General features: G+C 64.8%; 23 protein-coding genes and 1 tRNA gene. 14 read left to right on the top strand and 10 right to left on the bottom strand.

What is annotated here, in order from left to right:
* Positions 1-22: 22 nt before the first annotated feature.
* The 9 genes from J2X67_RS07025 to J2X67_RS06985 all read left to right on the top strand — a co-directional run bounded on the left by J2X67_RS07025 (position 23) and on the right by J2X67_RS06985 (position 8,433).
* Positions 23-99, top strand: a tRNA-Pro gene (locus J2X67_RS07025).
* A gap of 115 nt (positions 100-214) precedes the next feature.
* Complete coding sequence (gene pilB / locus J2X67_RS07020) at positions 215-1,951, top strand: type IV-A pilus assembly ATPase PilB (protein ID WP_309951749.1); 1,737 nt, start codon at positions 215-217, stop codon at positions 1,949-1,951.
* A 29-nt stretch (positions 1,952-1,980) separates the two neighbouring features.
* Positions 1,981-3,210 (top strand): type II secretion system F family protein, encoded by a 1,230-nt coding sequence (locus J2X67_RS07015; protein WP_309951747.1) that lies wholly within the window; start codon positions 1,981-1,983, stop codon positions 3,208-3,210.
* On the top strand, positions 3,210-4,175 hold the full coding sequence (locus J2X67_RS07010; protein WP_309951746.1) for a prepilin peptidase: 966 nt from the start codon (positions 3,210-3,212) through the stop codon (positions 4,173-4,175). The genes J2X67_RS07015 and J2X67_RS07010 overlap by 1 nt, the downstream gene beginning before the upstream one ends.
* Positions 4,176-4,185: 10 nt before the next feature.
* Entirely contained in the window at positions 4,186-4,791 is a 606-nt protein-coding gene (gene coaE, locus J2X67_RS07005) for a dephospho-CoA kinase (RefSeq protein WP_309951745.1), read from the top strand.
* Between the two features lie 75 nt (positions 4,792-4,866).
* Positions 4,867-6,360: an MBOAT family protein gene (locus tag J2X67_RS07000; protein ID WP_309951743.1), complete on the top strand. Its 1,494-nt coding sequence runs from the start codon at positions 4,867-4,869 to the stop codon at positions 6,358-6,360.
* Between the two features lies 1 nt (position 6,361).
* A complete protein-coding gene (locus J2X67_RS06995) occupies positions 6,362-7,402 on the top strand; it encodes a hypothetical protein (RefSeq protein ID WP_309951741.1) in 1,041 nt (346 codons plus the stop codon).
* A 27-nt stretch (positions 7,403-7,429) separates the two neighbouring features.
* Positions 7,430-8,185, top strand: a complete 756-nt coding sequence (zapD, locus tag J2X67_RS06990) for a cell division protein ZapD (RefSeq protein WP_309951739.1) — start codon at positions 7,430-7,432, stop codon at positions 8,183-8,185.
* A gap of 26 nt (positions 8,186-8,211) precedes the next feature.
* A complete protein-coding gene (locus tag J2X67_RS06985) occupies positions 8,212-8,433 on the top strand; it encodes a DNA gyrase inhibitor YacG (protein WP_281151280.1) in 222 nt (73 codons plus the stop codon).
* A gap of 31 nt (positions 8,434-8,464) precedes the next feature.
* Here the strand turns inward: J2X67_RS06985 and J2X67_RS06980 are convergent, their stop codons facing one another.
* The 5 genes from J2X67_RS06980 to secA are packed head-to-tail and all read right to left on the bottom strand — an operon-like array spanning position 8,465 to position 15,853.
* A complete protein-coding gene (locus J2X67_RS06980) occupies positions 8,465-10,432 on the bottom strand; it encodes an acyltransferase family protein (RefSeq protein ID WP_309951736.1) in 1,968 nt (655 codons plus the stop codon).
* A gap of 53 nt (positions 10,433-10,485) precedes the next feature.
* Positions 10,486-10,935, bottom strand: coding sequence for an 8-oxo-dGTP diphosphatase MutT (mutT, locus tag J2X67_RS06975; protein ID WP_309951735.1), 450 nt, complete (start codon positions 10,933-10,935; stop codon positions 10,486-10,488).
* Positions 10,932-11,807: an ATP-binding protein gene (locus J2X67_RS06970; RefSeq protein WP_309951734.1), complete on the bottom strand. Its 876-nt coding sequence runs from the start codon at positions 11,805-11,807 to the stop codon at positions 10,932-10,934. The genes mutT and J2X67_RS06970 overlap by 4 nt, the downstream gene beginning before the upstream one ends.
* Positions 11,804-13,033 (bottom strand): bifunctional glutamate N-acetyltransferase/amino-acid acetyltransferase ArgJ, encoded by a 1,230-nt coding sequence (gene argJ, locus J2X67_RS06965; protein ID WP_309951733.1) that lies wholly within the window; start codon positions 13,031-13,033, stop codon positions 11,804-11,806. Before argJ ends, J2X67_RS06970 begins: the two co-directional genes overlap by 4 nt.
* 27 nt (positions 13,034-13,060) lie before the next feature.
* Positions 13,061-15,853 carry a preprotein translocase subunit SecA gene (secA, locus tag J2X67_RS06960; RefSeq protein ID WP_309951731.1) on the bottom strand — a complete coding sequence of 931 codons (2,793 nt, stop codon included), beginning with the start codon at positions 15,851-15,853 and terminating at the stop codon, positions 13,061-13,063.
* A 191-nt stretch (positions 15,854-16,044) separates the two neighbouring features.
* Here secA and J2X67_RS06955 point away from each other — a divergent pair, with 191 nt between their 5' ends.
* On the top strand, positions 16,045-16,353 hold the full coding sequence (locus J2X67_RS06955; RefSeq protein WP_309951730.1) for a hypothetical protein: 309 nt from the start codon (positions 16,045-16,047) through the stop codon (positions 16,351-16,353).
* A 58-nt stretch (positions 16,354-16,411) separates the two neighbouring features.
* On the opposite strand, the gene J2X67_RS06950 is transcribed toward J2X67_RS06955, so the two are convergent.
* Entirely contained in the window at positions 16,412-17,395 is a 984-nt protein-coding gene (locus J2X67_RS06950) for a tripartite tricarboxylate transporter substrate-binding protein (RefSeq protein ID WP_309951728.1), read from the bottom strand.
* Between the two features lie 30 nt (positions 17,396-17,425).
* Positions 17,426-18,637, bottom strand: coding sequence for a pyridoxal-phosphate dependent enzyme (locus J2X67_RS06945; protein ID WP_309951727.1), 1,212 nt, complete (start codon positions 18,635-18,637; stop codon positions 17,426-17,428).
* Positions 18,638-18,739: 102 nt separating this feature from the next.
* On the opposite strand from J2X67_RS06945, the gene J2X67_RS06940 reads away from it, so the two are divergent.
* Complete coding sequence (locus J2X67_RS06940) at positions 18,740-19,660, top strand: LysR substrate-binding domain-containing protein (RefSeq protein ID WP_309951726.1); 921 nt, start codon at positions 18,740-18,742, stop codon at positions 19,658-19,660.
* A 17-nt stretch (positions 19,661-19,677) separates the two neighbouring features.
* Here J2X67_RS06940 and J2X67_RS06935 read toward each other — a convergent pair whose 3' ends face one another.
* The 3 genes from J2X67_RS06935 to J2X67_RS06925 all read right to left on the bottom strand — a co-directional run bounded on the left by J2X67_RS06935 (position 19,678) and on the right by J2X67_RS06925 (position 25,135).
* The gene (locus tag J2X67_RS06935) at positions 19,678-20,385 is read right to left on the bottom strand and encodes a hypothetical protein (protein ID WP_309951724.1); all 708 of its coding nucleotides are present in this window, start codon (positions 20,383-20,385) and stop codon (positions 19,678-19,680) included.
* 78 nt (positions 20,386-20,463) lie between these two features.
* Positions 20,464-21,468 (bottom strand): response regulator transcription factor, encoded by a 1,005-nt coding sequence (locus tag J2X67_RS06930; RefSeq protein WP_309951722.1) that lies wholly within the window; start codon positions 21,466-21,468, stop codon positions 20,464-20,466.
* A 25-nt stretch (positions 21,469-21,493) separates the two neighbouring features.
* Complete coding sequence (locus tag J2X67_RS06925; RefSeq protein ID WP_354328488.1) at positions 21,494-25,135, bottom strand: ATP-binding protein; 3,642 nt, start codon at positions 25,133-25,135, stop codon at positions 21,494-21,496.
* Between the two features lie 90 nt (positions 25,136-25,225).
* On the opposite strand from J2X67_RS06925, the gene J2X67_RS06920 reads away from it, so the two are divergent.
* Genes J2X67_RS06920 through J2X67_RS06910 form a run of 3 tightly spaced genes read left to right on the top strand, consistent with a single transcriptional unit; the run spans position 25,226 to position 26,482 of the window.
* On the top strand, positions 25,226-25,528 hold the full coding sequence (locus J2X67_RS06920; RefSeq protein WP_015867014.1) for an urease subunit gamma: 303 nt from the start codon (positions 25,226-25,228) through the stop codon (positions 25,526-25,528).
* A gap of 31 nt (positions 25,529-25,559) precedes the next feature.
* Positions 25,560-26,159, top strand: coding sequence for a HupE/UreJ family protein (locus J2X67_RS06915; RefSeq protein WP_309951719.1), 600 nt, complete (start codon positions 25,560-25,562; stop codon positions 26,157-26,159).
* A gap of 17 nt (positions 26,160-26,176) precedes the next feature.
* Positions 26,177-26,482, top strand: a complete 306-nt coding sequence (locus J2X67_RS06910; RefSeq protein WP_309951717.1) for an urease subunit beta — start codon at positions 26,177-26,179, stop codon at positions 26,480-26,482.
* Positions 26,483-26,485 lie beyond the last annotated feature (3 nt).

Raw genomic sequence — 26,485 nt, 5'->3', positions numbered from 1 at the left:
CTTCTCTTTTTTTGCAACCAATCGGGGTGTAGCTTAGCCTGGTAGAGCGCTACGTTCGGGACGTAGAGGCCGGAGGTTCGAATCCTCTCACCCCGACCAGTCTTCTTGGCTGGTACAAATAATGCCCGTGCCTGTTGCTGTGTAGCGATTTACAGGACGCGGGTGTTCAGCGATGATCGTGAAGCATTTTTTCACATCTTTTGCAATTCGCTGAATGGCTGCCGCCGAACTTCCTGTTAAAGAAACCACGCAAATCGCCCTTCCCGGCCTTGCGCGCGCCCTCGTCTCGGCCGGCAAGCTGCCCGCGAAAACTGCGGAAGACATCTATCAGAAGTCGCTGAGTAGCCGCACCAGCTTCATTGCGGAGCTGACCGGCAGCGGTGCTGTCTCGGCCGCCGATCTGGCCCACACGCTTTCTTCTGCCTTTGGCGCGCCGCTGCTCGATCTGGACGCAATCGACCACCAACGCCTGCCCAAGGACCTGGTCGACCCGAAGCTCTGCCTTGCGTACCGCATCGTGGTGCTCAGCAAGCGCAACAACCGTCTCATTGTTGCAACGGCGGACCCCTCGGACCAGCAGGCCGTCGAAAAGATCAAGTTTGCGTCGCAGATGGGGGTGGACTGGGTCATTGCGGAATACGACAAGCTGTCGCGCATGATCGAAGCCGCCGCCGTCAGCGCCTCGGAGACCCTCAACAATATCGTCGGCGGCGGGGACTTCGAGTTCGACGATGTCACGGCGGATACCGCAGGGGACGTCAGCGAACAGGCGATTGCCGAAGTCGAGGACGCGCCGGTCGTTCGCTTCCTGCACAAGATGCTGCTCGACGGCGTCAGCATGCGTGCCTCGGACATTCACTTCGAGCCGTACGAACACAACTATCGGGTGCGTTTTCGCATCGACGGCGAGTTGCGCGAGATCGCGAGCCCGCCGACGCTCATCAAGGACAAGCTGGCGTCGCGCATCAAGGTGATCTCGCGGCTCGATATTTCCGAAAAACGCATTCCCCAAGACGGGCGAATGAAGCTCAAGATCGGCCCCGACCGGGTGATCGATTTTCGTGTGAGCACACTGCCCACGCTGTTCGGCGAGAAAATCGTGATCCGTATCCTGGATCCGAGCAGTGCGCGCCTGGGCATCGATGCGCTCGGTTATGACGCGGACGAAAAAGAGCGGTTGCTGAGCGCGATCGGCCGACCTTATGGCATGGTGCTGGTGACCGGCCCCACCGGTTCCGGCAAGACGGTGTCGCTCTATACCTGCCTGAACCTGTTGAACCAGCCTGGCGTCAACATCGCCACGGCGGAAGATCCGTCCGAAATCAATCTGCCCGGGGTGAACCAGGTCAACGTCAACGAACGCGCCGGACTCACGTTCGCCGCTGCGCTGCGCGCCTTCCTGCGGCAGGATCCCGACATCATCATGGTCGGCGAAATCCGGGACCTCGAAACCGCCGACATTTCCATCAAGGCCGCCCAGACGGGCCACCTGGTGCTGTCGACGCTGCACACCAACGACGCGCCGACCACCCTCACCCGCATGCGGAACATGGGCATCGCCCCGTTCAACATTGCATCGAGCGTCATCCTGATCACCGCGCAGCGGCTGGCCCGTCGCTTGTGCCATGTGTGCCGCGCGCCAGCCGATGTGCCCCGCCAGGCCCTGCTCGATGCAGGCTTCAAGGAAGAAGAACTCGATGGTTCCTGGAAGCCCTATCGGCCGGTCGGCTGCTCGGCGTGCAATGGTGGCTACAAGGGCCGCGTCGGCATCTACCAGGTGATGCCGATTTCCGAAGCCATCCAGGCCATCATCCTGCGCGACGGCAGCGCGTTGGATATCGCGCGCCAGTCCGAAGCCGAGGGCGTTCGTTCGCTGCGGCAGTCCGGACTCAGAAAAGTCATGCAAGGGCTCACCTCACTCGAAGAAGTGGTGGCGGTCACCAACGAATAACGAACACACCGTAAGAAATCGGAGATCGAATGGCAACAGTGGCATCCAACCGCGCTTCAAACACACTCAAGGAATTTGTCTACGAGTGGGAAGGCAAGGACCGCAACGGCAAGCTGGTGCGCGGCGAACTCCGTGCCGCCGGCGAAAACCAGGTGCAGGCTGCGTTGCGACGCCAAGGCGTTCTTGCATCCAAGATCAAGAAGCGCCGCATGCGCTCGGGCAAGGCGATCAAGCCCAAGGACATTGCGATTTTTACGCGCCAATTGGCAACGATGATGAAAGCCGGCGTCCCGCTTCTGCAGTCGTTCGACATCGTCGGCCGCGGCAACGCGAACCCGAGTGTTGCCAAGCTGCTGAACGACATTCGAAGCGACGTGGAGACCGGAACTTCGCTTTCGGCAGCCTTCCGCAAGTTTCCGAAGTATTTCGACAACCTCTACTGCAACCTGGTGGAGGCTGGTGAAGCGGCCGGTATTCTGGAAGACCTGCTGGACCGCCTTGCCACCTACATGGAAAAGACCGAGGCGATCAAGTCCAAGATCAAGTCAGCGCTGATGTATCCGATCTCAGTGGTCGTCGTGGCTTTCGTGGTGATCGCGATCATCATGATCTTTGTGATTCCGGCCTTCAAGGAAGTGTTCACCTCCTTCGGTGCCGATTTGCCCGCGCCAACCCTGATCGTGATCGGGATCAGCGAATTCTTCGTTTCATACTGGTGGCTTATCTTCGGTGTGCTCGGCGGCGGCATTTACTTCTTCCTGCAGGCTTGGAAGCGCAATGAAAAAGTCCAGCGGGTGATGGACCGCGCACTGCTGCGCGTGCCGATCTTCGGAACTCTCATTGAAAAATCCTGCGTGGCCCGCTGGACACGCACCCTGGCCACCATGTTTGCCGCTGGCGTTCCATTGGTCGAAGCGCTGGATTCGGTGGGCGGTGCATCGGGCAACACCGTCTACGGCGACGCCACGGCCAAGATCCAGCAAGAGGTCTCGACCGGCACCAGCCTCACCACGGCCATGACCAACGTCAACCTGTTCCCCTCGATGGTCATCCAGATGACGGCCATCGGTGAAGAGTCCGGCTCCATCGACCACATGCTGGGCAAGGCCGCAGACTTCTACGAGTCCGAGGTGGACGACATGGTGGCGGGTCTCTCAAGCCTGATGGAACCCATCATCATCGTGTTTCTCGGCACGATCATCGGTGGCATCGTGGTGTCGATGTACCTGCCAATCTTCAAGCTCGGCCAAGTCGTTTGATGCTGGTTTCGCGGGAATTCGACACCGCATTGGCGGGTGTGTTGGGCCTGCTGGTCGGCAGCTTCCTCAATGTGGTGATCTACCGCACCCCGGTGATGATGTACCGGGACTGGCTGGCGGATGCCGTGGCCAACCTCATGTCGTCCAAGGACGCACCTTCGCTCTGGACCTTGGTGTTCGGGCCGAAATCGGCGCCTCCAGCGGGGCTCGAAGCCGCGGCGGACAAGGCGGCGGTAGCCATCGAGAACCTGCCGCCTTTCGACCTGTCCCGGCCAGCTTCCCGCTGTGGCGCTTGCGGACACAAGATCCGGTGGTACCAGAACATTCCGGTGCTGAGCTACCTGGTGCTGCGGGGCCGTTGCGCCGCCTGCAAGACATCCATAAGCCCGCGCTACCCGCTGGTCGAACTGATCACCGGCGCGCTGTTCGCCCTGTGCGCCTACCGTTTCGGCCTGACGCCTGCGGGTGCACTCTGGGCCGCGTTCGCGGCGCTGCTGGTGTGCCAGTTTCTCATCGATTTCGATACGCAGTTCCTCCCGGACTCGCTCAACTACCCCCTGCTGTGGCTGGGGCTCATCGGCGCGGCCATGGGCTGGACAGGCGTCGCGCTGAGTGCGTCGGTCTGGGGCGCGGTGTTCGGCTACCTGAGCCTCTGGCTTGTGTACCATGGCTATCGACTGGCCACGGGCAAGGAAGGCATGGGATATGGCGACTTCAAATTGCTGGCTGCGCTGGGCGCCTGGCTCGGGGCCGACTACCTCATTGCCATCGTCCTGGTTTCATCGTTGGTGGGCGCCGTGATCGGCCTGGCACTGCGGGTCGTCGGCAAGCTGGCCCATAAGGACATTCCAATCGCGTTCGGCCCTTTCCTCGCTGGTGCGGGCCTGGTCTGCCTCATCGCCGGTCCTGAGCTCGTGCGGCAATGGATCCCCTTCGCCTTCCCGCTCGACGCACTGATCCGTTGAAAAGCGAGTGATGCGGCGCATCGGCCTGACTGGCGGAATTGGAAGCGGCAAGAGCACGGTTGCCGCGCTGCTTGTCGCCGAGGGCGCCGTGCTGGTCGACACCGACGCCATTGCACGCCGAATTGCGCAAGCCGGCGGCATTGCAATGCCGGCCATCGAGGGCGCGTTCGGCCGCACCGTGATTGCGCCGGATGGCGGGCTGGATCGCGCGGTCATGCGGCAACTCGTGTTCGCCGACAGCAGCGCCAGGAAGCGCTTGGAATCGATCCTGCACCCACTGATCGGCGCCGAAACCGAGCGCCTGGCCCTTGCCGCAGGGCAGGACGCAGCGGTCGTCTTCGATGTGCCCCTTCTGGTCGAATCGGGCCGCTGGCGCGCCAACGTCGACCGGTTGCTGGTGGTCGATGCGACCGAGGAAACGCAACTGCGCCGCGTCATGGCGCGGTCGGGCTGGACGGCCGAAGCGGTGAGCGCGGTAATCGCCCAGCAGGCTCCGCGCGCCTTGCGCAGAGCGGCCGCCGATGCGGTCATTTTCAACGAGTCGCTCTCTCTGGAGGAACTCGGCACAGAGGTGCGGAGTCTCTGGAAGCTGTGGGCGCCGCCCGCCACGCGATAATTCGAGACTTGCCGCAGCAGCGGCTGCATAACGATCAAGACCGAGAAGGCGCTCACCGGGGTGCCATTCCCCGCGATGCTTTTCAATTCGTACCCCTTTATTTTTGTCTTTTTCCCGCTGGTCTTGATCGGGTTCTTCCTGATCGGCAAGCGCAATGCCCGGGCCGCCGCCGGGTTTCTTGCCCTGGCGTCGCTGTTCTTCTACGGCTGGTGGAGCGTCAAGGCGCTGCCGCTGCTGCTGGCGTCGATCTGCATCAACTACTGGTTCGGCCTTCGCCTGACGCCTGCCCCTGGCCGGGACGAGCGCAAGCGAAAGTCCCTGCTGATCGCAGCGCTGGTGGTCAACCTTGGCGTACTGGCGATCTTCAAGTACGCCAATTTCTTCGTTTCGAATGTGAACGACGGCCTTGCCGCGGCGGGCCTTTCGCAGATTCCGCTGCTGCACATCGTGCTGCCGATCGGCATCTCGTTCTATACCTTTACCCAGATCGCCTTCCTGGTCGACTGCTGGCAAGGCAAAGTGCATGAGCGCAGCTTCATTCACTACGTGCTGTTCGTCACCTATTTTCCGCACCTGATCGCCGGCCCGGTGCTGCACCACGCGCAGATGATGCCGCAGTTCGCCAGCCCGTCCACCTACCGGGTCAACGCCAGCAACATTGCGCTCGGCCTCGGCATCTTCACCTTCGGGCTCGCCAAGAAGATGCTCATCGCCGACCCGCTCGGGCAGTATGCAGACATGATGTTCAAGGGCGTGCACGAGGGCGTGCTGCCCTCCCTGTACACCGCGTGGCTCGGCGTGCTTGCCTATACGCTGCAGATCTACTTCGACTTCTCGGGCTATTCGGATATGGCTGTCGGCCTGTCGCTGTGCATGGGCGTGCAGCTGCCGCTCAACTTCCGCTCGCCGTACAAGTCGACCAACATCATCGAGTTCTGGCGCCGCTGGCACATCTCGCTCTCGAACTTCCTGCGCGACTACCTCTACGTGCCGCTCGGCGGCAACCGCAAGGGGCCGGCCAGGCGCTACCTGAACCTGTTCCTCACCATGCTGCTGGGTGGCCTGTGGCACGGCGCCGCATGGACCTTCGTGATCTGGGGCGCGCTGCACGGTCTCTTCCTCATGGTGAACCACCTCTGGAATGCCACGGTTCGCCGCGGCCAGACAAGTTCGTCCCGCCTTGGCCGCCTGCTCGGGTGGTTCGTGACCTTCCTGTGCGTGATGGTGGCGTGGGTGGTTTTCCGCGCCGACAGCATGACGGCGGCCATCGAGATCTACAAGGGCATGCTGGGCATGCACGGCGTGAATCCGAGCGCATTCGGCGAGTTCAAGGTACCGTTCCGCAAACCCGAGTTCTTCCAGACAATGCTGGCCGGCCTTGTCATCTGCCTGGCGCTGCCTCCAACCATCACGCTCGACCGCTGGATCCCGTCCGTCGCCGCGCTGGCTGGGCGCCCCGCTCTCAACCGCATCGCCACCGTGCTGACGGCGTTGGGATGCGTTTTCCTCTTTGGCCTGTGCGTGTCGAAATTCGGCAACTACAGTCCCTTCCTCTATTTCCAGTTCTGACATGGAAGACACGAAACCAGCCCGCATGTGGCTCGCCATCTTCGTTGCGGGCTTTCTTGTCTGCGCCGCGCTGCTGGTCACCAGCTTGCTCACGCCCATCCCGTATGGCGACCTGACACGCATCGGTCGAATTTCCGAGCGCGATTTCGGATGGCACCATCCGCCCCCGCCCATCCCTGACGCCAACGTCAAGGCCTCGTCGATCCAGGAAGCCGATGTGCTCGTGATCGGCGACAGCTTCTCGGTTCGCTACGCATGGCAGTCGCCGCTGGTCGGCGCGGGCTACCGCGTTGCAACCGCGCACTGGGACAAGACCGGTCCGATGTGCAGCGACTTCTCGGACTGGGTGCGCAAGTCCGGCTTCAAGGGCAAGGTGGTCATCATCGAGAGCATCGAACGCCTGCTCCAGGGACGCATCGAAGATTCGAAGGAATGCGCGGCCATGAAGCACGCCTTCGTGCCCTCGCCTCCTCCGTTCGAAAATCCGTCCAAGCCGGCTCCTACCGAGTTCCGCCTGAACTGGGACGCGGAGCTGCTGAGGGGCTGGCTCACCTATCGCAATACCCGGGCCATCGAGCGCTCCGACAGCTGGACCAACACGCCCGACCGCTGGGGCCCGCTCATCGACGCGCGCACGGTGCCCGACGGCTGCAAGCAATTCAGCCACGTGGCTTGCAACAAATTGCTCATGACGGCGGAAGACCGCCTGATGGACCCGCTCACCGCCGACTCTGCCACCTTCATGGCGAAATTCACGGAGAAAATGGCGCCGTCCCTGCGCATCATCTGGATGGTCGTGCCCAACAAGAGCACGGTGTACCTCGACCAGAACCATGCTGCCGCGTTTCGCAGCACGTTCAACGACCTGAAAATCGGCCCGGATCTTTTTACACTGTCCGAGCAGAACCGCTTCAAAATCACAGACTTGTATCCGGCCAACGAAACGCACGTTTCCACTGCCGGGTATCTGCTCTTCGGTCAGCGTATGCTGGAGGCTGTGCGAGAAGTGCAGCCGACTCCGGCGGCCGCGAAATCGCAATGAACTCGTCCCTCACATGAACCCAAACGCGTGATCCTCTACGAGTACCCTTTCAACGAGCGCATCCGGACCTACCTGAGGCTGGAACACCTGTTCCGCCGCCTTGGCGAGCTGGTGCCTGCGGAATCCGCGCTTTCCCATCACTTCGCCCTGGTCACGATTTTCGAGATCATGGACGTTGCCGCGCGCGCCGACCTCAAGGCCGATGTCATGCGCGATCTCGAAAAGCACAAGAACGTCTTCAACAGCTACCGCGGCAACCCGGCCATCGCCGAGGCGGCGCTGGACCAGGTCGTTACCCAGCTCGAACGCAATTTCGCGGCGCTCAACAGCGTGTCCGGCAAGGCCGGCCAGGCGCTGACCGAAAACGAGTGGCTCATGAGCATTCGCAGCCGTGCCGGCATTCCGGGCGGCACTTGCGAGTTCGACCTGCCTGCGTACTACGCCTGGCAACACCGCAGCGCACAGAGCCGGCGCAAGGATCTGGAGCGCTGGTCGAGCACGCTCGCGCCACTGGCCGAATCCATTTACCTGCTGCTCAAGCTGCTGCGTGAAGCCGATGTGCCCTACAAGGTAATTGCCACTCATGGGCAGTTTCAGCAGAACCTGCCGCAGGGCCGCAGCTTCCAGTTGCTGCGCCTGCGGATCGACCCGGCACTCGGGCTCGTGCCTGAAATCAGCGGGAACCGGCTCATGGTTTCGGTGCGCATGATGCGCCACGAGGCCGACGACCGCCTGCACCAGAGCACGGAAGACGCAGCCTTCGAACTCACGCTCTGCGCCTGAGCGCAGCAGCGCATCAACGACACGCCATGAGCAACGGCAGGACCCACAACGACATCGGCGAGCGGATCGTTCGCTGCCCCGCCTGCGGCGGCGACAGCATCTATGCCGCCAGCAATCCCTATCGGCCCTTCTGCAGCGCGCGTTGCAAGGGTATCGACCTCGGCGCATGGGCCAACGAGGAATTCAGGATGCCCGCCGAAGAGCCGCCGGACGAAGAGACCTTCGGCGACCCCAAGCTGAAGCAGTAAAAGGCGCCGCGGCCGCCGCAGCGGCTTCGCGCTACTTCTTCGGCGCCGCGCCGCCTTCGTTCAGCAGCGCGCGATCCATGTAGGTTGCAAACGAGCGGGTGTACTTGGGCCGCAAGTGGCCCGCGTCCTTGTATGCGGGAGCACCGTCGGACATGGTGCGCAGGCACTGGCCATCCGCCGTGCACAGGTTCGCAACCGCGTCGATCACTTCCACGCCGCTCGCAATGCCGATCTGCCGCAGGCGATCGTTCAACTCGCGCTGGTCCTGCGGTATCGGCAGCGTCGGGGTTGTGGTCGAGACCTTCATGGAGGTCAATCGGCTGCCCTCGAGCAGGCGCTTCGGCTCGAAATCGGGTGCTACCGGAATATCGAGCAGCAGAAAAACCTTCTTGCCCTTGCCCGACAGTTCTCGCAGCAGTTGGCCGAGCGAGTCGAACGCCAGGGCCATGCCATCGCCGCCGCGGAACTGATGGGCCGCGCCGGCCGCATCGCGGAAGTAATAGCCCGGTGCGCCGCCCGCGATGAAGTAGCAGTTCCAGCAGCCGCCGATCACCACCGTGTCGACCTCAGGGCTCCGGGCGAATTCGAGCACTGCCGTGCGCCGCTCGGCGCAGCCAATGTTCGCGTCCGCGTAAACACCGGGAAGCGGCGGGCAGGACCCCTGCGTCGCAAAGTAGATGGTGTTTGCCTTGTCGGGCACGGTGCGCGCGAGCTCCACTGCCCGCGGACCATATTGCTGAACGTGGCTGTCGCCGACCAGCAGGCTCTTGCGCGGCCCATTGCCGACCTGATAGAGCAGATGCCGCCCTAGTTCGTAATTCTTGAAATCGTCGTAGTAGCCCACGTCGGCCGCGGCCTCGGAGATCTGCTGCAGGCGAATGTCGTGGTGGCGCGGCTGCAGCACGCCAGAGAAAACCACCAGCCCCACAACGACCAAAGCCACCCCCGAGCCCGCCAGCAAACGCAGCAGACCCGGGCCGGTGCGCGCGCGCGTGTAGCGCTCGACGAACCTGTAGGTCAGCCAGGCCAGCACCACGCTGGCAACGACGGCCCCCGCGCGCACAGGCAGCGACGGCAATCCGTCGCTCAGGATGCGCGCATAAGCAAGCAGCGGCCAATGCCAAAGATAGAGCGGATAGCTGATGAGCCCGATCCACACCATCACCCGGTTCGACAGCAGGTACTTGTTCAGGAAGCCCGTGGGCCCGGCCGCAATGCAGCTCACCGCACCCAGCGTCGGCAGCAGCGCCCACCAGCCGGGAAAAGCCTTGTCGCCACGGATCATCACCAGTCCGAGTCCGAGCAAGCCCACGCCGACGAAGGACTGCACATGGCTGCGCAAGCGGCTCGGCACTGCGGGCTTCAGCCGCATGCACGCCAGGATGCCGCCCACCATCAGTTCCCAGAAGCGCGAAGCCGGCGAATAGAAAGCCGCCGTGCGAAACGGATGGATCGTGAGCACATTGACCAGGAACGACACCGCCGCAATCGCCAGGATCACGCGGATCATCGGCCAGCGGCGCCGCCAGGCCACGCCCAGCAGCACCGGCCAGAAAATGTAGAACTGCTCTTCGATACCCAACGACCACAGATGCAGCAGCGGCTTGGTTTCGGCGGCCGAATCGAAATAGCCTGCGTCGGCCCAGAACACGAAATTGGCAAAGAAGGCCGCACCGCCCGTCACCTGCTTGCCCAGTTGCGCAAACTCGTCGGACAGCAGCATGTACCAGCCGAAGCACAAGGTAGCCAAGAGCACCAGGATGAGCGCCGGGAAAATGCGCCTGATGCGCCGTGCGTAGAAGTCGCGGTAACTGAAGTCGCCCGCCACTTGGCTTTGCAGAAGAATGGTCGAGATCAGGAAGCCCGAGATCACGAAGAAGATGTCGACACCGATGAAACCGCCGGGCAGCACGCCGGGAAAGGCGTGATAGATCACCACGGAGGCCACCGCAATGGCACGCAGGCCGTCTATGTCCGGTCGGTACTTGGGATGCAGCATCTAATGGGGTCGTTGAACGCGCTGTGGCGGTCCTGGTTGTTTCTTGAAGGCGCCTATGCCGCCGCCCCGGCGGCATGAGGAAGACCGCGCTCCTGGGCCAGCCATTCGAGCACCGGCATGGCGCCGGGCAGCACGGGCGTCACATCCAGCGGCAACTGCTGCCAGCGCATTTCCTGCCCTTCGCGCATTTCGAACTCGCCGCTCCACGCCGTGACCTTGCACCAATGCAGCCGCACCAGTGCGTGCGGATAGTCGTGCTCGGTGACCTTCCAGACCTCTGCCCCCGCGATGGTGATGCCGAGCTCTTCCTGCAGTTCGCGCCGCAGCGCTTGCTCGACCGTTTCGCCGGCCTCGATCTTGCCGCCCGGAAACTCCCAGAAGCCGGCGTACGCCTTGCCTTCGGGGCGCGTCGACAGCAGCAATGCGTCGTCCACCGGACGGATCAGCACGCCGACGGCGACCTCGGTGTGCTTGCGGCCCTGGGGTTGCGGCTGTGCGCTCATGCGCCGGCCCGCCCGGCGTAGTCGCGCGCAAACTGGTAGGCGACGCGACCGCTGCGTGAACCGCGCTCGAGTGCCCACACCAGCGCCTCGGGCCGCGCCGCCTCGATGGCCGCCTGGCCAACGCCAAAGGACGAGAGCCACTGCGCAACGATGGCCAGGTATTCGTTCTGGCTGAAGGGGTAGAAGCTGACCCACAAGCCGAAGCGCTCCGACAGCGAGATCTTTTCTTCGATCACTTCGCCGGGGTGCACTTCGCCGTCCTCGGTGTGGGTGTACGAAAGGTTGTCCTTCATGTATTCGGGCAACAGGTGGCGCCGGTTGCTGGTCGCGTAGATCAGCACGTTGGGCGTGGCCGCCGCAATCGAGCCATCGAGAATCGACTTCAGCGCCTTGTAGCCCGGCTCGCCTTCGTCAAAGCTCAGGTCGTCGCTGAACACGATGAATTTTTCGGGCCGCTGCGACACCACCTCGACGATGTCCGGCAGGTCGGTCAGTTCGGCCTTGTCGACCTCGATCAGGCGCAGCCCCTGCGGCGCATAGGCTTGCAGGCAGGCGCGAATGAGCGACGACTTGCCCGTGCCGCGCGCACCGGTCAGCAGCACGTTGTTGGCCGGCTTGCCTTCGACAAACTGGCGCGTGTTGCGCTCGATCTTTTCTTTCTGGACGTCGATCTCTTTCAGTGAGTCGAGCGCCATTGCGGCCACATGCTTCACCGGCTCGAGCACGCCATGGCCCGAACTGCGGCGCCGGTAACGCCATGCGATCGACGCGTTCCAGTCAGTGGGCGCGGCCAGCGGCTGCGGCAAGATCGATTCGATGCGGCCGATCAGCTGTTCGGCACGCTCGATCAGCTTTTCGAATTTTTCATTCATGACCTGTAGTCGGCATTGATCGTGACGTACTCGTGGCTCAGATCGCAGGTCCACACCGTCTCGCTCGCGTTGCCGCGGCCCAGGCCGATTCGCACGGTGATTTCGCTCTGCTTCATCACGCGTTGGCCGTCTTCCTCACGGTACGACGGATTGCGCCCGCCCTTGACGGCCACATGCACGTCGTCCAGGAACAGGTCGATCCCGGTCTGGTCCAGATCGTCGATGCCCGCGTAGCCCACAGCCGCCAAAATGCGGCCCAGGTTCGGGTCACTCGCAAAGAAGGCCGTCTTGACCAGCGGCGAATGCGCCACGGCATAGGCCACTTGCTTGCATTCTTCCGGATTGCGGCCGCCATCGACCTGGATGGTGATGAACTTGGTGGCGCCTTCGCCGTCGCGCACGATGGCCTGCGCCAGCTTGCGTCCCACGTCCTGCATGGCGGCCACAAGTGCCTGGCCCTCTGCCGATTCGAGCGAGGTGATGGTTGCGTGCGCGGCCTTCTGCGTCGCGATGACCACGAAGGAATCGTTGGTCGAGGTGTCGCCGTCGATGGTCACGCGGTTGAACGAGGCATCGGCCAGGCGCTTGGCGAGCGGCTGGATCAGCGACGGATCGATCTTCGCGTCGGTGGCCATGAAGCCCAGCATGGTTGCCATGTTCGGGCGGATCATGCCGGCGCCCTTGCTGATGCCGGTGATGGTGACCGTGGCACCGCCAACCTGAACCTGCTGGCTGAACGCCTTCGGAATCGTGTCGGTGGTCATGATGCCTTCGGCAGCACGCGCCCAGTGGTTTTCCGAAGCGTCGGCCAGCGCGGCGGGCAGGCCGGCTTCGATGCGGTCCACCGGCAGCGGCTCCATGATCACGCCGGTCGAGAACGGCAGGATCTGCTCGGGCGCAATCTCCAGCTGGCGCGCCAGTGCAATGCAGGTCGAGCGCGTGCGCATCAGGCCGTCTTCGCCCGTGCCGGCATTGGCGTTGCCGGTGTTGATGACCATGGCGCGGATGCCGTAGTTGGCCGCCAGGTGCTCGCGGCAGACCTGCACCGGCGCTGCGCAGAAACGGTTCCGGGTAAACACGCCTCCAACCGCCGAGCCTTCGTCGATCAGCACGACGGTGAGGTCCTTGCGGTTGGCCTTGCGCACGCCCGCTTCGGCCACGCCGATTCGGACGCCGGGCACCGCGAACAAGGCGGCAGGATCAGGAGCGGACAGGTTCACGGGCATGGAGATTTCTCTTCTGGAGTTTCTGGGTCAGCTGAGCTTGCCGTGGCACTGCTTGTACTTCTTGCCACTGCCGCAGGGGCACGGATCGTTGCGGCCGACGCGCGCAAAGGCAGCCGCCTCGGCGCTGAGCGTTCCAAGCCCCAATCCGGCAGCCGCGATGCGGCGCTGGTTTTCTTCGTCGAGCCGAACCTCGACCTCGCCGGTTTCGGTCGGTGCGCTGTAGGTGATGTTCGAGACGTTTTCGCCGCGGCTCTCGAGCGCATCGGCGGCTTGCTCGAGCTGCTCGCCCGACTGCACGCGCACCGTCATCAGCTGGCGCGTGACTTCGTTCTTGACCGAATCGAGCAGCTGGCCGAAAAGCTCGAAGGCTTCGCGCTTGTATTCCTGCTTGGGCTGCTTTTGCGCATAGCCGCGCAGGTGAATGCCCTGGCGCAGGTAGTCGAGCGAAGCCAGGTGCTCGCGCCAGTGCGTGTCGATGCTCTGCAGCAGCACCATGCGCTCGAACTGCGTAAAGTTTTCCTGGCCGATGAGCGCCACCTTGGCGTCGAAGGTGTCGTTGGCGGCCTTCACCACCTTTTCGACGATGTCTTCGTCGCTCACCGCCTCGGCGGCCTCGACTTCGCTCTTCAGCGGCATGTCGATGCCCCACTCGTTGAAGAGCGTCTTCTCCAGGCCCGCCAGGTCCCACTGCTCCTCGACCGATTCGGCCGGCACGTATTGGCGCACCAGATCCATGAAGCAGCCTTCACGCAGCGCCGCAATCTGCGCCGTGAGGTCGGCCGCGTCGAGGATGTCGTTGCGCTGCTGGTAGATCACCTTGCGCTGGTCGTTCGACACGTCGTCGTATTCGAGCAGCTGCTTGCGGATGTCGAAGTTGCGCGCCTCGACCTTGCGCTGCGCGCTTTCGATGCTGCGCGTGACGATGCCGGCTTCGATGGCTTCGCCGTCGGGCATCTTCAGGCGATCCATGATCGCCTTCACGCGGTCGCCCGCAAAGATGCGCATCAGCGGATCGTCCAGGCTCAGGTAGAAGCGCGAAGAGCCCGGGTCGCCCTGGCGGCCCGAACGGCCGCGCAGCTGGTTGTCGATGCGGCGCGACTCGTGGCGCTCGGTCGCAATAATGCGCAAGCCGCCCAGCGACTTGACGAATTCGTGGTCCTTGGTCCATTCGGCGCGGATGCGCTCCACCTCGGTCTGCTTGGCGGCTTCGTCGAGCGCCTCGTCCTGCTCGACCGCCTCGATCATCTTCTCGATGTTGCCGCCCAGCACGATGTCGGTACCGCGGCCCGCCATGTTGGTCGCGATGGTGATCATCTTCGTGCGGCCGGCCTGCGCCACGATGTCCGCTTCGCGCGCATGCTGCTTGGCGTTGAGCACCTGGTGCGGCAGCCCCGCCTTGGTGAGCAGGCCGTCGATGATTTCGGAGTTCTCGATCGACGAGGTGCCTACCAGCACCGGCTGGCCGCGCTCGTAGCACTCGCGGATGTCCTGGATGGCCGCTTCGTACTTTTCGCGCGTGGTCTTGTAGACGCGGTCGAGCTGGTCTTCGCGCTTGCTGATGCGGTTCGGCGGAATGATGACGGTCTCGAGACCGTAGATTTCCTGGAACTCGTAGGCCTCGGTGTCGGCCGTACCGGTCATGCCGGCCAGCTTGTTGTACAGGCGGAAGTAGTTCTGGAAGGTAATCGAGGCGAGCGTCTGGTTCTCGGCCTGGATCTGCACGCCTTCCTTGGCTTCCACGGCCTGGTGCAGGCCGTCGCTCCACCGGCGGCCCGTCATGAGGCGGCCGGTGAATTCGTCGACGATGACCACTTCACCCTGCTGCACCACGTAATGCTGGTCGCGGTGATACAGGTGCCGCGCGCGCAGCGCGGCGTTCAGGTGGTGCATCAGCGTGATGTTCGCCGGGTCGTAGAGCGAGGCGCCTTCGGGCAGCAGCTTGAATTCGCTCAGGAGCTGCTCGGCCTTCTCGTGGCCGTCTTCGGTCAGGAACACCTGGTGGGTCTTTTCGTCGACCGTGAAGTCGCCCGGCACTGTGACGCCTTCACCCGTGCGCGGATCGGCTTCGCCTTCCTGCTTGGTCAGCAGCGGCACCACCTTGTTGATGGCCAGGTAGAGCTCGGTATGGTCTTCGGCCTGGCCGCTGATGATCAGCGGCGTGCGGGCCTCGTCGATCAGGATGGAGTCCACCTCGTCGACGATGGCGTAGTTCAGGGTACGCTGAACCCGGTCGCCCGGCTCGTACACCATGTTGTCGCGCAGGTAGTCGAAGCCGTATTCGTTGTTGGTGCCGTACGTGATGTCGCTGGCATAGGCCTGCTGCTTTTCCTCGCGCGGCATCTGCGGCAGGTTGATGCCCACCGTAAGGCCCAGGAAGTTGTACAGGCGGCCCATCCACTGGGCGTCGCGGTTGGCCAGGTAGTCGTTCACCGTGACCACGTGCACACCCTGGCCCGACAGCGCGTTCAGGTACACCGGCAGCGTGGCGGTCAGCGTCTTGCCTTCGCCGGTGCGCATTTCGGCGATCTTGCCGTTGTGAAGCGCCATGCCGCCGAGCAGCTGCACGTCGAAATGGCGCATCTTCATGACGCGCTTGGAGCCTTCGCGCACCGTGGCAAAAGCTTCGGGCAGCAGGGCATCGAGGGTTTCGCCCTTGGCGATGCGGTCCTTGAACTCCTGGGTTTTTGCGCGCAGCCCGTCGTCGGTGAGCTTCTCGAACTCGGGTTCCAGCGCATTGATGCGCTCCACCGTCTTGCGATACTGCTTGAGGAGCCGGTCGTTGCGACTGCCGAAAATCTGGGTCAGGAAGTTGGTTGCCATTGGCGTGGAGATGGGCGTGCACCTGACACAACAGGCACTGCGACCGGATTCCCTAAGATATGGTGAAAGCAGTTGGGCGCGCCTTCTTCGAATGCAAGCCTCGAAAGCAAGCGGCTCAGACCGGATCTGCCGGCGCAAGCGTCGGCAAACCGGGCATTTTAGCTGCCCTTGTTCCACCCTCCGGATTACCCATGAATCGCCGCACCGTCCCGCCTCTCACGCTGCACCAGGCCGCCGAAGGTTCGCCCACCCTGGCGAGCCTGATTGCCCGTGCGCGCGATGCCGGCGACCGGCTCCGGGCGGTCGAGGGATTGATTCCGCCTGCCATGCGCCCCGCCGTGCAGGCCGGCCCGGCCGAAGGAGATGTGTGGTGCCTCCTGGTCAACGGCAGTGCCGCGGCCGCCAAGTTGCGCCAACTGTCGCCCATGCTGGTTACCCGGCTGCGAAACCGGGGCTGGGACGTGAACACGATCCGGATCAAGGTGCAATCCGGGCGCTGAACCCAAATCAGCCGCCGGTTGCGCAAACCGGCCGGTCCAGCCGCACTTCGGCCTGTTTCTATTGCGGCTGAAGCCCGATGTCGTGCGCAACCTTTTGCCAGCGCTCGGCTTCTGCCCGCATGAAAGCCCGCAGTTCGCCCGTGGTGGACCCCTTCAGCTGCACGCCGAGAGTCGTCATGCGCTCCCTTACCGACGGATGGTCCAGCGCGGCGATGGCTTCGCGCCGCAGCCGCTCGATCACCTCCAGCGGCGTGGTGGCGGGCGCCACCAGCGCCCACCACTGGTCGATCTCCATTCCCTTGAGTCCGCTTTCCGCCAGGGCAGGCACCTCCTTGAGCCCCGGAAGGCTCACACGTTGCGTGCTCGTCACCAGGAGCGGGCGGATCCGGTTGGCGCCCATCAGGCTGGAGCCGCTGGCCAGCGTCGCGAAGTGGCCGCCCACCGTGCCCGCCGCCACGTCTGTAAGCGCCGGCGCCGACCCACGGTACGGAACCATGTTGAACCTGATCTTCGTGCGGCTCGCCAGCAGTTCGGCCGCCAGGTGGCTCACCGTGCCGGCGCCGCTGTGCGCAATGGCCGGCGGCATCGAATGCGCGGCCGCGGTCTTGACGAAAGTCTTGAAGTCGCGGCTATCGTCGCCCATGCCCGCAAAGAAGACGAGCGGCGAAGTGCCGATCATCGTCACCGGCGTGAAGTCGCGCAGCAGGTCGTAGGGCAACCGCGCCGTCACAGCGGGCGCAATGGCGTGCGGCAACTCGACGATGGCCAGCGTGTAGCCATCGGGCGTGGCCCTGGCCGCCGCTTCGGTGCCGATCTGCCCGGCCGCCCCCGGCCGGTTGTCGACGATCACCGAACTGCCGAGCGTCTGGCTCATGCGCTGCGCCATGGCGCGCGCAATGGCGTCGGTGCTGCCGCCGGCGGCCCACGGCACGATCAGCTTGATGGGCTTGTCCGGAAAAGCAGCCCAGGCGCGCTGCGCCGTGGTGCAGAAAAGAGCGGCCGAACCGGCAGCCAGGAAGGCGCGGCGTTGCAGTGCTTGCATGGTTTCGATTCCTTTGGGTAACTGGGGAGCTCAGGCGGTTTCGTCCGGCCAGCTCGGGTCGCGCGAGGCATTGGCGGTGAGCATCAGCACCACGTGGGCATCGCCTGCAATGGCGCCGCCCTCGCGCAACTGGCGCGCGGCGTCCAGTCCGGCGGCGGCGCAAAGCTCGGCGCTCACGCCGGCCGCAGTCAGCTTTTGCCGGGCCGCGCGCGCCTGGTCGTCGCTTACCACCACCGCGCCCCCGCCCGAAGCAACGGCCGCCTGCCACTGCAGGTAAGTCACGGTGGAGCCCGCGGTAGAAAACTGGGCGGTATGGCCGAGATACGTGCCGTTGAGCGCGCCGCCGGCAAGCACCCGCGAGAGCCGCGCAAACGGCTCTACCAGCCAGAGCCGCGGCAGCCGCGCAATTCGCCCCGCCGCCAGCAGGTCGCGAAACCCCGCATAGATGCCCCAGGCCAGGTCGCCGCGCGCCGTGGGAATCACCACGTGGTCGGGCAGGCCGCCCTCGTTCAGGCACTCCAGCGCAATGGGCTTGTAGCCCTCGATCGCCAGCGGTGCGCTGCCCAATGCGGGCAAGCGGTAATTGGTCAGCGCGAAATAGTCCGCATGTTGTGAGCGCTCACGCACAAAAGCCCACCGGCCGGCGTTGTCTGCAAAGGTATATCGCCGGGCACCGAGGGAATCGAGTTGCCGTGCATAGGCTGACGGCAGGCCTTCGTAGGTGGCCACTTCGCACGCCAGGCCCGCGGCCCACGCATAGTGCGCCGCCGAAATCGCGGCGTTGCCCGACGAGGCCAGCACCAGCGTGTGGGCGCCAAAGTCCAGCGCCTGGGCCACGCCCACCGCGGTCATCCGGTCTTTGTGCGAGCCGGTGGGGTTGCACGATTCGTCCTTGAGCGCGAGCCGCGCCACGCCGAGCTGGCGGGCCAGCCCTGGCATGTCGACGAGCGGCGTACCCCCCTCTCCCAGCGTGAACCCCGGTGCGTAGGGCATGGGCAGCGGGCTGCCGCTGTCGGGCAGATAGCTGGCACGCAGCCCGACGTGGATGCCCATGGCGCGGCAGGCCGGGCAGCCATCGTTCGCCAGGCCGAGCGAGTAAGGCGCATCGCAGCGAAGGCAACGAAAGCCCTGCAAGCGGGGGTTTCTCACCGGCTGCGGCGGCCGGATGCGCGCAGGGGTTGCCGGCGCGGCCGACGGCTGGGGAGGCGAGTCGAACTTGAAGTGCATAACGGGCGCAGGCATGTTCACGAGTGGTGTTGGGCGTGGAAAGTTGTGCCTAAATCTTAGGCATCTGCAAATAAAATCATCTAGCTTGAAATACTCAAGCGATAAGAAAACTTATCGATGCGCTTCACCGAAATAGAGACGTTCCGGGCCCTGATGCGTGCCGGCTCCACCCGCAAGGCCGCCGCGCTGCTGCATGTGACGCAACCGGCCATCAGCCAGTCGCTCAAGCGGCTCGAGGCGCAAGCCGGCATGGTCTTGTTCCAGCGCACCGGCGGGCGGCTGGTGCCCACGCCAGAGGCACGCGCGCTATGGACGGAGGTCGAGCGGGTTTTCATCGGCATGGAAGCCATCGAGCACCGCATGCGCAGCCTGCGCGACTTCGGCACCAACCAGCTCGAACTCAGTTGCTATCCGGCCTTTGGCCTCGGCTTCATGCCGCGGGCGCTGGAGCGCCTGAAGGCGCAGCGCGGCGACAGTCCCTGGCCGCAGGTGTCGCTGCAGGTGCTCAGTTCCAAGGACGTGCGCGACCGCGTGGCAAAAGGCATTTCAGACTTCGGCCTGATGGCCGACGAACTGTCGCTCGAAGGCATCGACCACTCCACCTTCGCGCGCTTTCCCGGCGTGGTCGTGATGCCGCAGGGCCATGCGCTGGCCCGCTTCAAGCGCGTCGAGCCCGAGCAGCTCGCGCAGGTGCCGTTTCTTGCACTCAACCCCGAGGACCCTTCGCACCGCGGGCTCGAAGCCGCGCTTGCCGAACGCGGCGCAGCGCTTCGGGTGATGGTGCAGACACCCTACGCGGCCAGCGTTTGCGAAATGGCTTTGCGCGGCCTGGGCGTGGGACTCGTCAACCCGATCACCGCGCTCGACTACGCTGAACGCGGACTCGTCGTGCGAAGGCTATCGGTCGACGTGTTCTTTTCGTGCGTGCTGGCCATGCCGGCTGGCAAGGTGCTTTCCACCACCGCGCGCGACTTTCTATCCCTCATGCGCCGGCAGCTGGCGGAAGACGAGAAACGCATTCAGCGCTACCTGCGCTGATTCGCCCCGGCCTCTGCTTACTTCCAGCCGAACTCGTGGTTAAGCCCCACGACAAAGCCGTTCACGCCGCGTGGCCCGGTCCTGGAAGCGCTCACATCCACGCTGATCAGCGGCGTAAGGCTGAAGCGCCCGCCGATGCGCGAGGTCCATACGCCCGACGCGCGGCTGCGCTCGGCGATGAGCGACACTTTTTCGTCGAGCGCCCACTCCGCCGCCAGGCCGGCACGGGGCGTACGTGCGCCTGTGCCCGTGGCCCAGTCGGCGCCGATGTTGGCGTGAAGTTGCAGACTGTCCGCAGGGCGCCACGTGACGGGCAGCACCAGTTGCCCGCCGGCACGGCCGCCGCGCCTGACGTCGAACACAGCTCCAAGTGAAATTGCGGCGCTCAGCGGTGCATCTGCCGCCGGCCCGAAGAAGTTCCATTTGAGCTGCGGCCCGGCGATGACTGTATGAATTCCCTCTGCCGAAAGCCTGTCGAAGCTGAACCCGAGTTCGACAGGTCCGACGCGGCACGATGGCCCAAGGTGCAACCCGGTTACCGGCTCCGGTCCGGTACGGCCCCACCAGGCTTCGTACTGGCATCGGCCCGCATCGAGCGTGCCGGCATCGTCAACATCGAAATGGCCGCCTGCCCATGCACCCGCGCTCGCCAGCACGCAGGCCGCCAAGGGCAGCCAGGCGAGCCGGGGCCATCGAATCGTTGTTGTGGGTCTGTTCTTCTTCATCGCCAGCATCCCGGGGATCGCGCATTCTAGGGACGGCGGAAGTCGCCCGGGCGACGCGGCTGGCGCGCCCGCATTGCCTCAGATCTCGAATAGCGGCTGCAGCTCGCGAATGCGCTTGATCGCCACGCCGGCTGCTGCCGTGCGCGTCTCGACCCCAAGCTTCACGTACACCCTCTCGAGATGCTTCTTGGCCGTGGCGGGGCTGCTGCCGAGAATCTCGCCGATGTCCTTGTTGGTCTTGCCCTTCACCACCCAATAGAGCACCTCGGCCTCGCGCGCCGTGAGCTTCAGGCTCAGGCTCATGGCCTCGATCACGGCCGTGTCCGAAATCTCGCGCATGACGATCATCCATTCGTCGCCATCGTCGTCCTGCCCCGTTTGCCGGTGCAGCCGAAGGCTGAGGCTGCTTGCACCTTGCACCACCGAAAGGGCCGGCGGCTCGATACCCTTTTGCCGGGCATCGGGCGCATGGCGCCGCAGCCATTCCAGTATGGCGGGCGGCGTTTCGGGGGCGCGGGTGTCGCAGTAGCGCTGCAGCAGGTCGCGCGCGAGCGCCGTCTGCCAGATCAGCCGGCCCTCGGGCAAGCGCACGGTAATGCTGGCGTAGCCGAAGGCGTCGAGCGCATTGCGCGCCTGCCCGGCCTGGCGCGCGTCCTGCCGGGCGCGGCGGGCGCCTTGCAGGTGCACGTTCATGCGCGCCAGCACTTCCTTGGGCTTGATCGGCTTGGTGACGTAGTCGACGCCACCCGCCTCCAGCGCGGCCACCAGGTGCTCGGTTTCGGTGAGCCCGGTCATGAAGACGATGGGAATGTGCGCCGTTGCGGCATCGGCCTTGAGCCGGCGTGCCACTTCGAAACCGTCGATGCCCGGCATCATGGCGTCCAGCAGAACGATGTCGGGCCGAGCCTGCGCGGCGCGCTGCAGTGCCTGTTCGCCGCTGGTGGCAACAAGCACCGTGTAGCCGGATTCGTCGAGCGCATCGTGCAGCACGGCAAGGTTGTCCGGCACGTCGTCGACGATCAGCACCAAGTCGCTGTTGGCGCCCTGTTCGCGCAGCGTTTTAGCGAGCGGTGTGGTGTCCATGGAGTGTCGATGTTCGCCGCAATTTTCAGGCAGCGCTAACGGCGGCCGCAAGCGCGCGGCCCAGGGCCTCGAACTGGAACTGGCGGGCAAGCACGCGCTGCGCCTCGGTCCATGCCCTGCATTCGGGTTCTTCGGCATCGATCTCGTCGAGCTGGTTCATGATGCCGCGAAAGTAGCCCAGGCTCACAGCTTCGTCGAGTGCGCGCAGCCTCGAAAGCGAAGGCGCCTGCACTGCGCGCGGCTCCGTAGCCGGCAGCGGCCTGGCGGCGGTGTCCGTCCATTGCAGGCCGAGCCGGCGCTCGAGCCAGTCGAGCAACTCTGAGTGCCGCACTGGCTTGACGAAAAAATCTTCGGGCGCAATGCCAACGTCGTTGTCCAGGCCCTTGTCGAAGGCATTGGCCGAGACAATCGCCACCGGCGCATCGACCAGCCCGAGCTTGCGCGCACGGCGAATGGTCTCCCATCCGTCGATGCCCGGCATGGCCAGGTCGACAAACATCGCATCCGGCCGGAAGCCCGCAACGATGAGATCGAGCGCGTCGTGCCCGCTTGCGGCGGTGCGCAGGCCAAAGCCAAGTGGAGCCAGCACATGGCCGAGCAAATCGCGGTCGGCCTCTTCGTTGTCCACCACCAGCAGTTGGCGGCGCCGCCCTTCATAGCCGCGCCGCGCGCGTTGCACCTGAGCCGGCAGGCCTGCTGCGCCCGCCGTCTCATGCACGCGCGGCAGGAAGAGCCGCACGCGGAAGAGCGAACCCTTGCCGGGCGTGCTGCGCACCTTCATTTCGCCGCCCATCAGGTCGGTCAGCATCTTGGCGATGGTGAGGCCCAGCCCTGCGCCGGGAGTAGCGGCCGCCGCCGCGTCGCCTCGCGTGAACGGCTCGAAGATGCGCTCGATGTCTTCGGCCGTCATGCCCGGGCCGGTGTCTTCTATTTCAACCGAGGCGAATTCGCGTGCATAAGAAAGCCGCAGCGTCACCTCGCCCGCCGCCGTGAACTTGATCGCGTTGCCCAGCAGGTTGATGAGAATCTGGCATACCCGCTTTTCATCGGCGCGCACCACCTCCGGCAAGGTGCCTGTCGCCTCGAAGCGAAACCGAAGGCCTTTCTCGGCTGCCTGCAGTTCGAACATGTCGGCCAGTTCGCGCAGGGTGTCGGCAAAGCGCATGGGCCGGGCGTGCAGCGTGAGCTTGCCGGCCTCGATGTGCGCAATGGCCAGCGTGCCCTCGATGAGCGACAGCAGATGCTCGCCGCCGCGCTTGATCACCGCCACCGCCTGCTGCCGGTGCGGCGGCACGGACGCGTCTTCGCCCATCAGCTGCGCATAGCCAAGAATGCTGTTGAGCGGCGTTCTCAGCTCATGGCTGATGGCGCTGATATAGCGGCTCTTGGCCTGGTTGGCCTGGTCAGCGGCGCGGCGGGCCTCCTCTGCTGCGAGCTTGGCCTGCTCGGCGACTTCGCGCGCCTCCTCGGCCGTCTGCTTGGCCGACTGCAGCGCGCGGTCGGTGGCGCGGTGCAGCTCGATCTCGCGCATCAGCAAATGGGTCTGGCGGTTCGATTCTTCCTGCGCCACCTTGCGGCTCTGATGCGCCAGCACCAGCCACCATGCCACGACCCCGGCAATGACAAGCAGCGCCATGTATGCCTTGAGAAAGCCCGAGCGCAGCGACGAGCGCTGCACGCCGGCCAGCGCTTCGGCCAACTCTGATTGCGATGCAAGCTGCACCGCGCTTTCGGCCAGTGCGCGTAGCTCCTGCTGGTAGAGCACACCGAACACCACCGCCAGCACCGGCACGATGATCAGCATCAGCAGCAGGAAATGCCCGAGCCCCGTATCGAGATACCGCCAGCTGAGGCGCGGCAGCAGCCAGCGCAGCGCCGACGACCACTGCGCCGAAAGACTCGCATGCGGTTTGCACAAATCGCCGCAGCGCGCATCGAGCGTGCAGCACAGCGAGCAGATCGCCCCCTGGTAGGCCGGGCAATGAGCCATGTCGGGGCCTTCGTATTCGCGCTCGCAGATCACGCAGTGCTGCACCTTGAGGCGCTGATAGGCGCCGTCCGCGCCGGGCTCGTCCACGCCGTTCTCGACCCGTGCCCATCGCACCGCACGCGAGCCCGATGCCGGCGCAAACGCGACCGCACCATTGCCCACCGAACCACGCGCCAGGTAGTACTTGCCGCCCGTGGCCCAGGCAATCAGCGGCGAAACGACCAGCGCTGTGCCAAGCGCGATAAGCGCTGAAAAAGCCTGCGCCAGCGGCCCGAAGACGCCAAGGTGCGCGGTAATGGAAAGCAGCGAAGCCAGCGCCATGGCGCCCACGCCCACCGGGTTGATGTCCCACAGGTGCGCCCGCTTGAATTCGATGCCCGGCGGCGAAAGCCCCAACGGCTTGTTGATGACCAGGTCGGCCACCACGGCCATCATCCAGGCGATGGCGATGTTGGCGAACAGGCCGAGCACGTCGCCCAGCGCCTCGAACACGTTCATCTCCATCAGCATGAAAGCGATGAGCGCGTTGAACACCACCCACACCACCCGACCCGGATGGCTGTGCGCCACGCGCGAGAAGAAATTGCTCCACGCCAGCGAGCCCGCATAGGCGTTGGTCACGTTGATCTTGAGCTGCGAAATGACCACGAACAGCGCGGTCGCGGCCACGGCCCAGCCGTAGTTGGGAAACACGTACTCGTAGGCCGCCAGGTACATCTGGTTGGGATCGACCGCGCGCTCGGCCGGCACCATGTGCGTGATGGCCAGGTAGGCCAGCAGCGCGCCGCCCAGCATCTTGAGCACCCCAAGCACCACCCAACCCGGGCCGCCTGCCAGCACGCCCGCCCACCAGCGCCGGGCACTCACGGAGGTGCGCGCGGGCATGAAGCGCAGGTAGTCGGCCTGCTCCCCCATTTGGGTAATCAAGGCGATGCCAACCGTCAGTGCAGCGCCAAACAGGTGCAGATCGAAGCCCTTTGCGCCCGTCTTCACACCGTTGTAGTGCACGATGCCGGCAAATGCACCAGGATCGCGCACCAGAACAAAGACGAACGGCACCACCAGCATTACCAGCCACAGCGGCTGCGTCCAAAGCTGCAGCCGGCTGATGGCCGAAACGCCGTGCGTCACCAGCGGAATCACCACCAGCGCGCACACCAGGTAACCCCAGACGGGCGGTACGCCCAGCGCCAGTTCCAGCGCATAGGCCATCACCGCCGCCTCGAGCGCAAAGAAGATGAACGTGAACGACGCGTAGATGAGCGAAGTGAGCGTGGACCCGATATAGCCAAAGCCCGCGCCGCGCGTGAGCAGGTCCATGTCGACGCCGTAGCGCGCGGCGTACACGCTGATCGGCAGGCCCGCCAGAAAGATGATGAGCCCCGTCGCCACGATGGCCCAGAAGGCATTGGCAAAACCGTACTGCACCAGCAGCGTGGCCCCCACCGCCTCCAATATGAGGAAAGACGCGGCGCCAAAAGCCGTGTTGGCTACCCGCCATTCGGACCATTTGCGAAAGCGCTGCGGCGTGTAGCGCAGGGCGTAGTCTTCCAGCGTTTCGCTCGCCACCCAGCTGTTGTAGTCGCGCCGCACCTTCACGATGCGCTGCGGCGCGTCGTCGGGGGTGGTGGAAGTCTCGGCGGGGTTCACACCGTTTCGGTGCAGCTTTCGTGCCATCCATACGTCTTTTGGCGAACGGCGGCACGACTGTTGCAAAGCCGAAGCCTGCCCAATAATGGCCGACTTCCACGCACCCGACGCCCCCTCATGGAACTGACCCCGCGCGAAAAAGACAAGCTGCTGATCTTCACCGCAGCATTGCTGGCCGAACGCCGCAAGGCGCGGGGCCTGAAGCTCAATTACCCCGAAGCCGTCGCGCTGATTTCCGCCGCCGTGATGGAAGGCGCCCGCGACGGAAAGAGCGTTGCGGCGCTCATGAGCGAGGGCCGCACGGTGCTCACGCGTGCCGACGTGATGGACGGCATCGCCGAGATGATTCCCGACATCCAGGTGGAAGCCACCTTTCCGGACGGCACCAAGCTGGTCACCGTCCACCAACCCATCGTCTGACCCTCCTTCTCCAGAACAAGAAAGCCCTGTCATGCGCCATAACGCTTCGAAGACCCTTGCCCTTGTTGCCATGCTGCTGCCCCTCGCGGCCAGCGCCCACACCGGCGCCGACGGCGGTGTGCACCACGGTTTCACCACCGGTTTTCTGCACCCGCTGACCGGCGCCGACCATTTGGCGGCCATGGTGGCGGTCGGTCTCTGGAGCGCGCTGGCCGCACGGCGCGCCTGGCCCGATCTGCTGTGGGCGCCGCTGGCCTTCGCGGGCATGCTGCTGGCCGGTGCGCTGGCGGGGCTGGCGGGTGTGCAGCTGCCGGCGGTCGAGCCGATGATTGCGGCCTCGCTGCTGGTGCTGGGCCTGCTGGTGGCCACGCGCACCCACCTGCCGGCTGCGGCAGCGGCTGCGGTGGTCGGCGTGTTTGCCGTGTTTCATGGCGTGGCGCACGGCCACGAACTCGCGAGCGAGCAAGGCGCCGCGCTGACGCTGGCGGGCATGGTGGGCGCCACCGTGCTGCTGCATCTTGCCGGCATCGGCCTTGGCTGGGCGCTGCGCCATGCCAATGCCTGGCTGCCGCGCGTGGCGGGTGCTGCAGTGGTGGCACTGGGCGCGACGCTGCTTTCGCAGGCGGTCTAACCCGGCGCCGCGACACCATGATTCCCGGCGAACTTTTTACCGACGACGGCGAGCACACGCTCAACCCCGGCCGCCGCACGCTCACGCTGGTGGTGCAGAACACCGCCGACCGGCCGATCCAGGTCGGCTCGCACTATCACTTTGCCGAAACCAACGGCGCGCTTGGCTTCGATCGCGAGGCCGCGCGCGGCATGCGGCTGAACATTGCCTCGGGCGCGGCGGTGCGCTTCGAGCCCGGCCAGCAGCGCACGGTCGAGCTGGTCGATTTTTCGGGCGACCGCGTCGTCTACGGCTTTCGCGGCCTCATCCAAGGAAAGCTCTAAGCC

The sequence above is a fragment of the Variovorax sp. 3319 genome, assembly GCF_031456585.1.
Lineage (GTDB): Bacteria > Pseudomonadota > Gammaproteobacteria > Burkholderiales > Burkholderiaceae_C > Variovorax > Variovorax paradoxus_P.
Note: the sequence above shows the minus strand (reverse complement) of the source record. Positions and strands in the feature narration are given on the sequence as shown.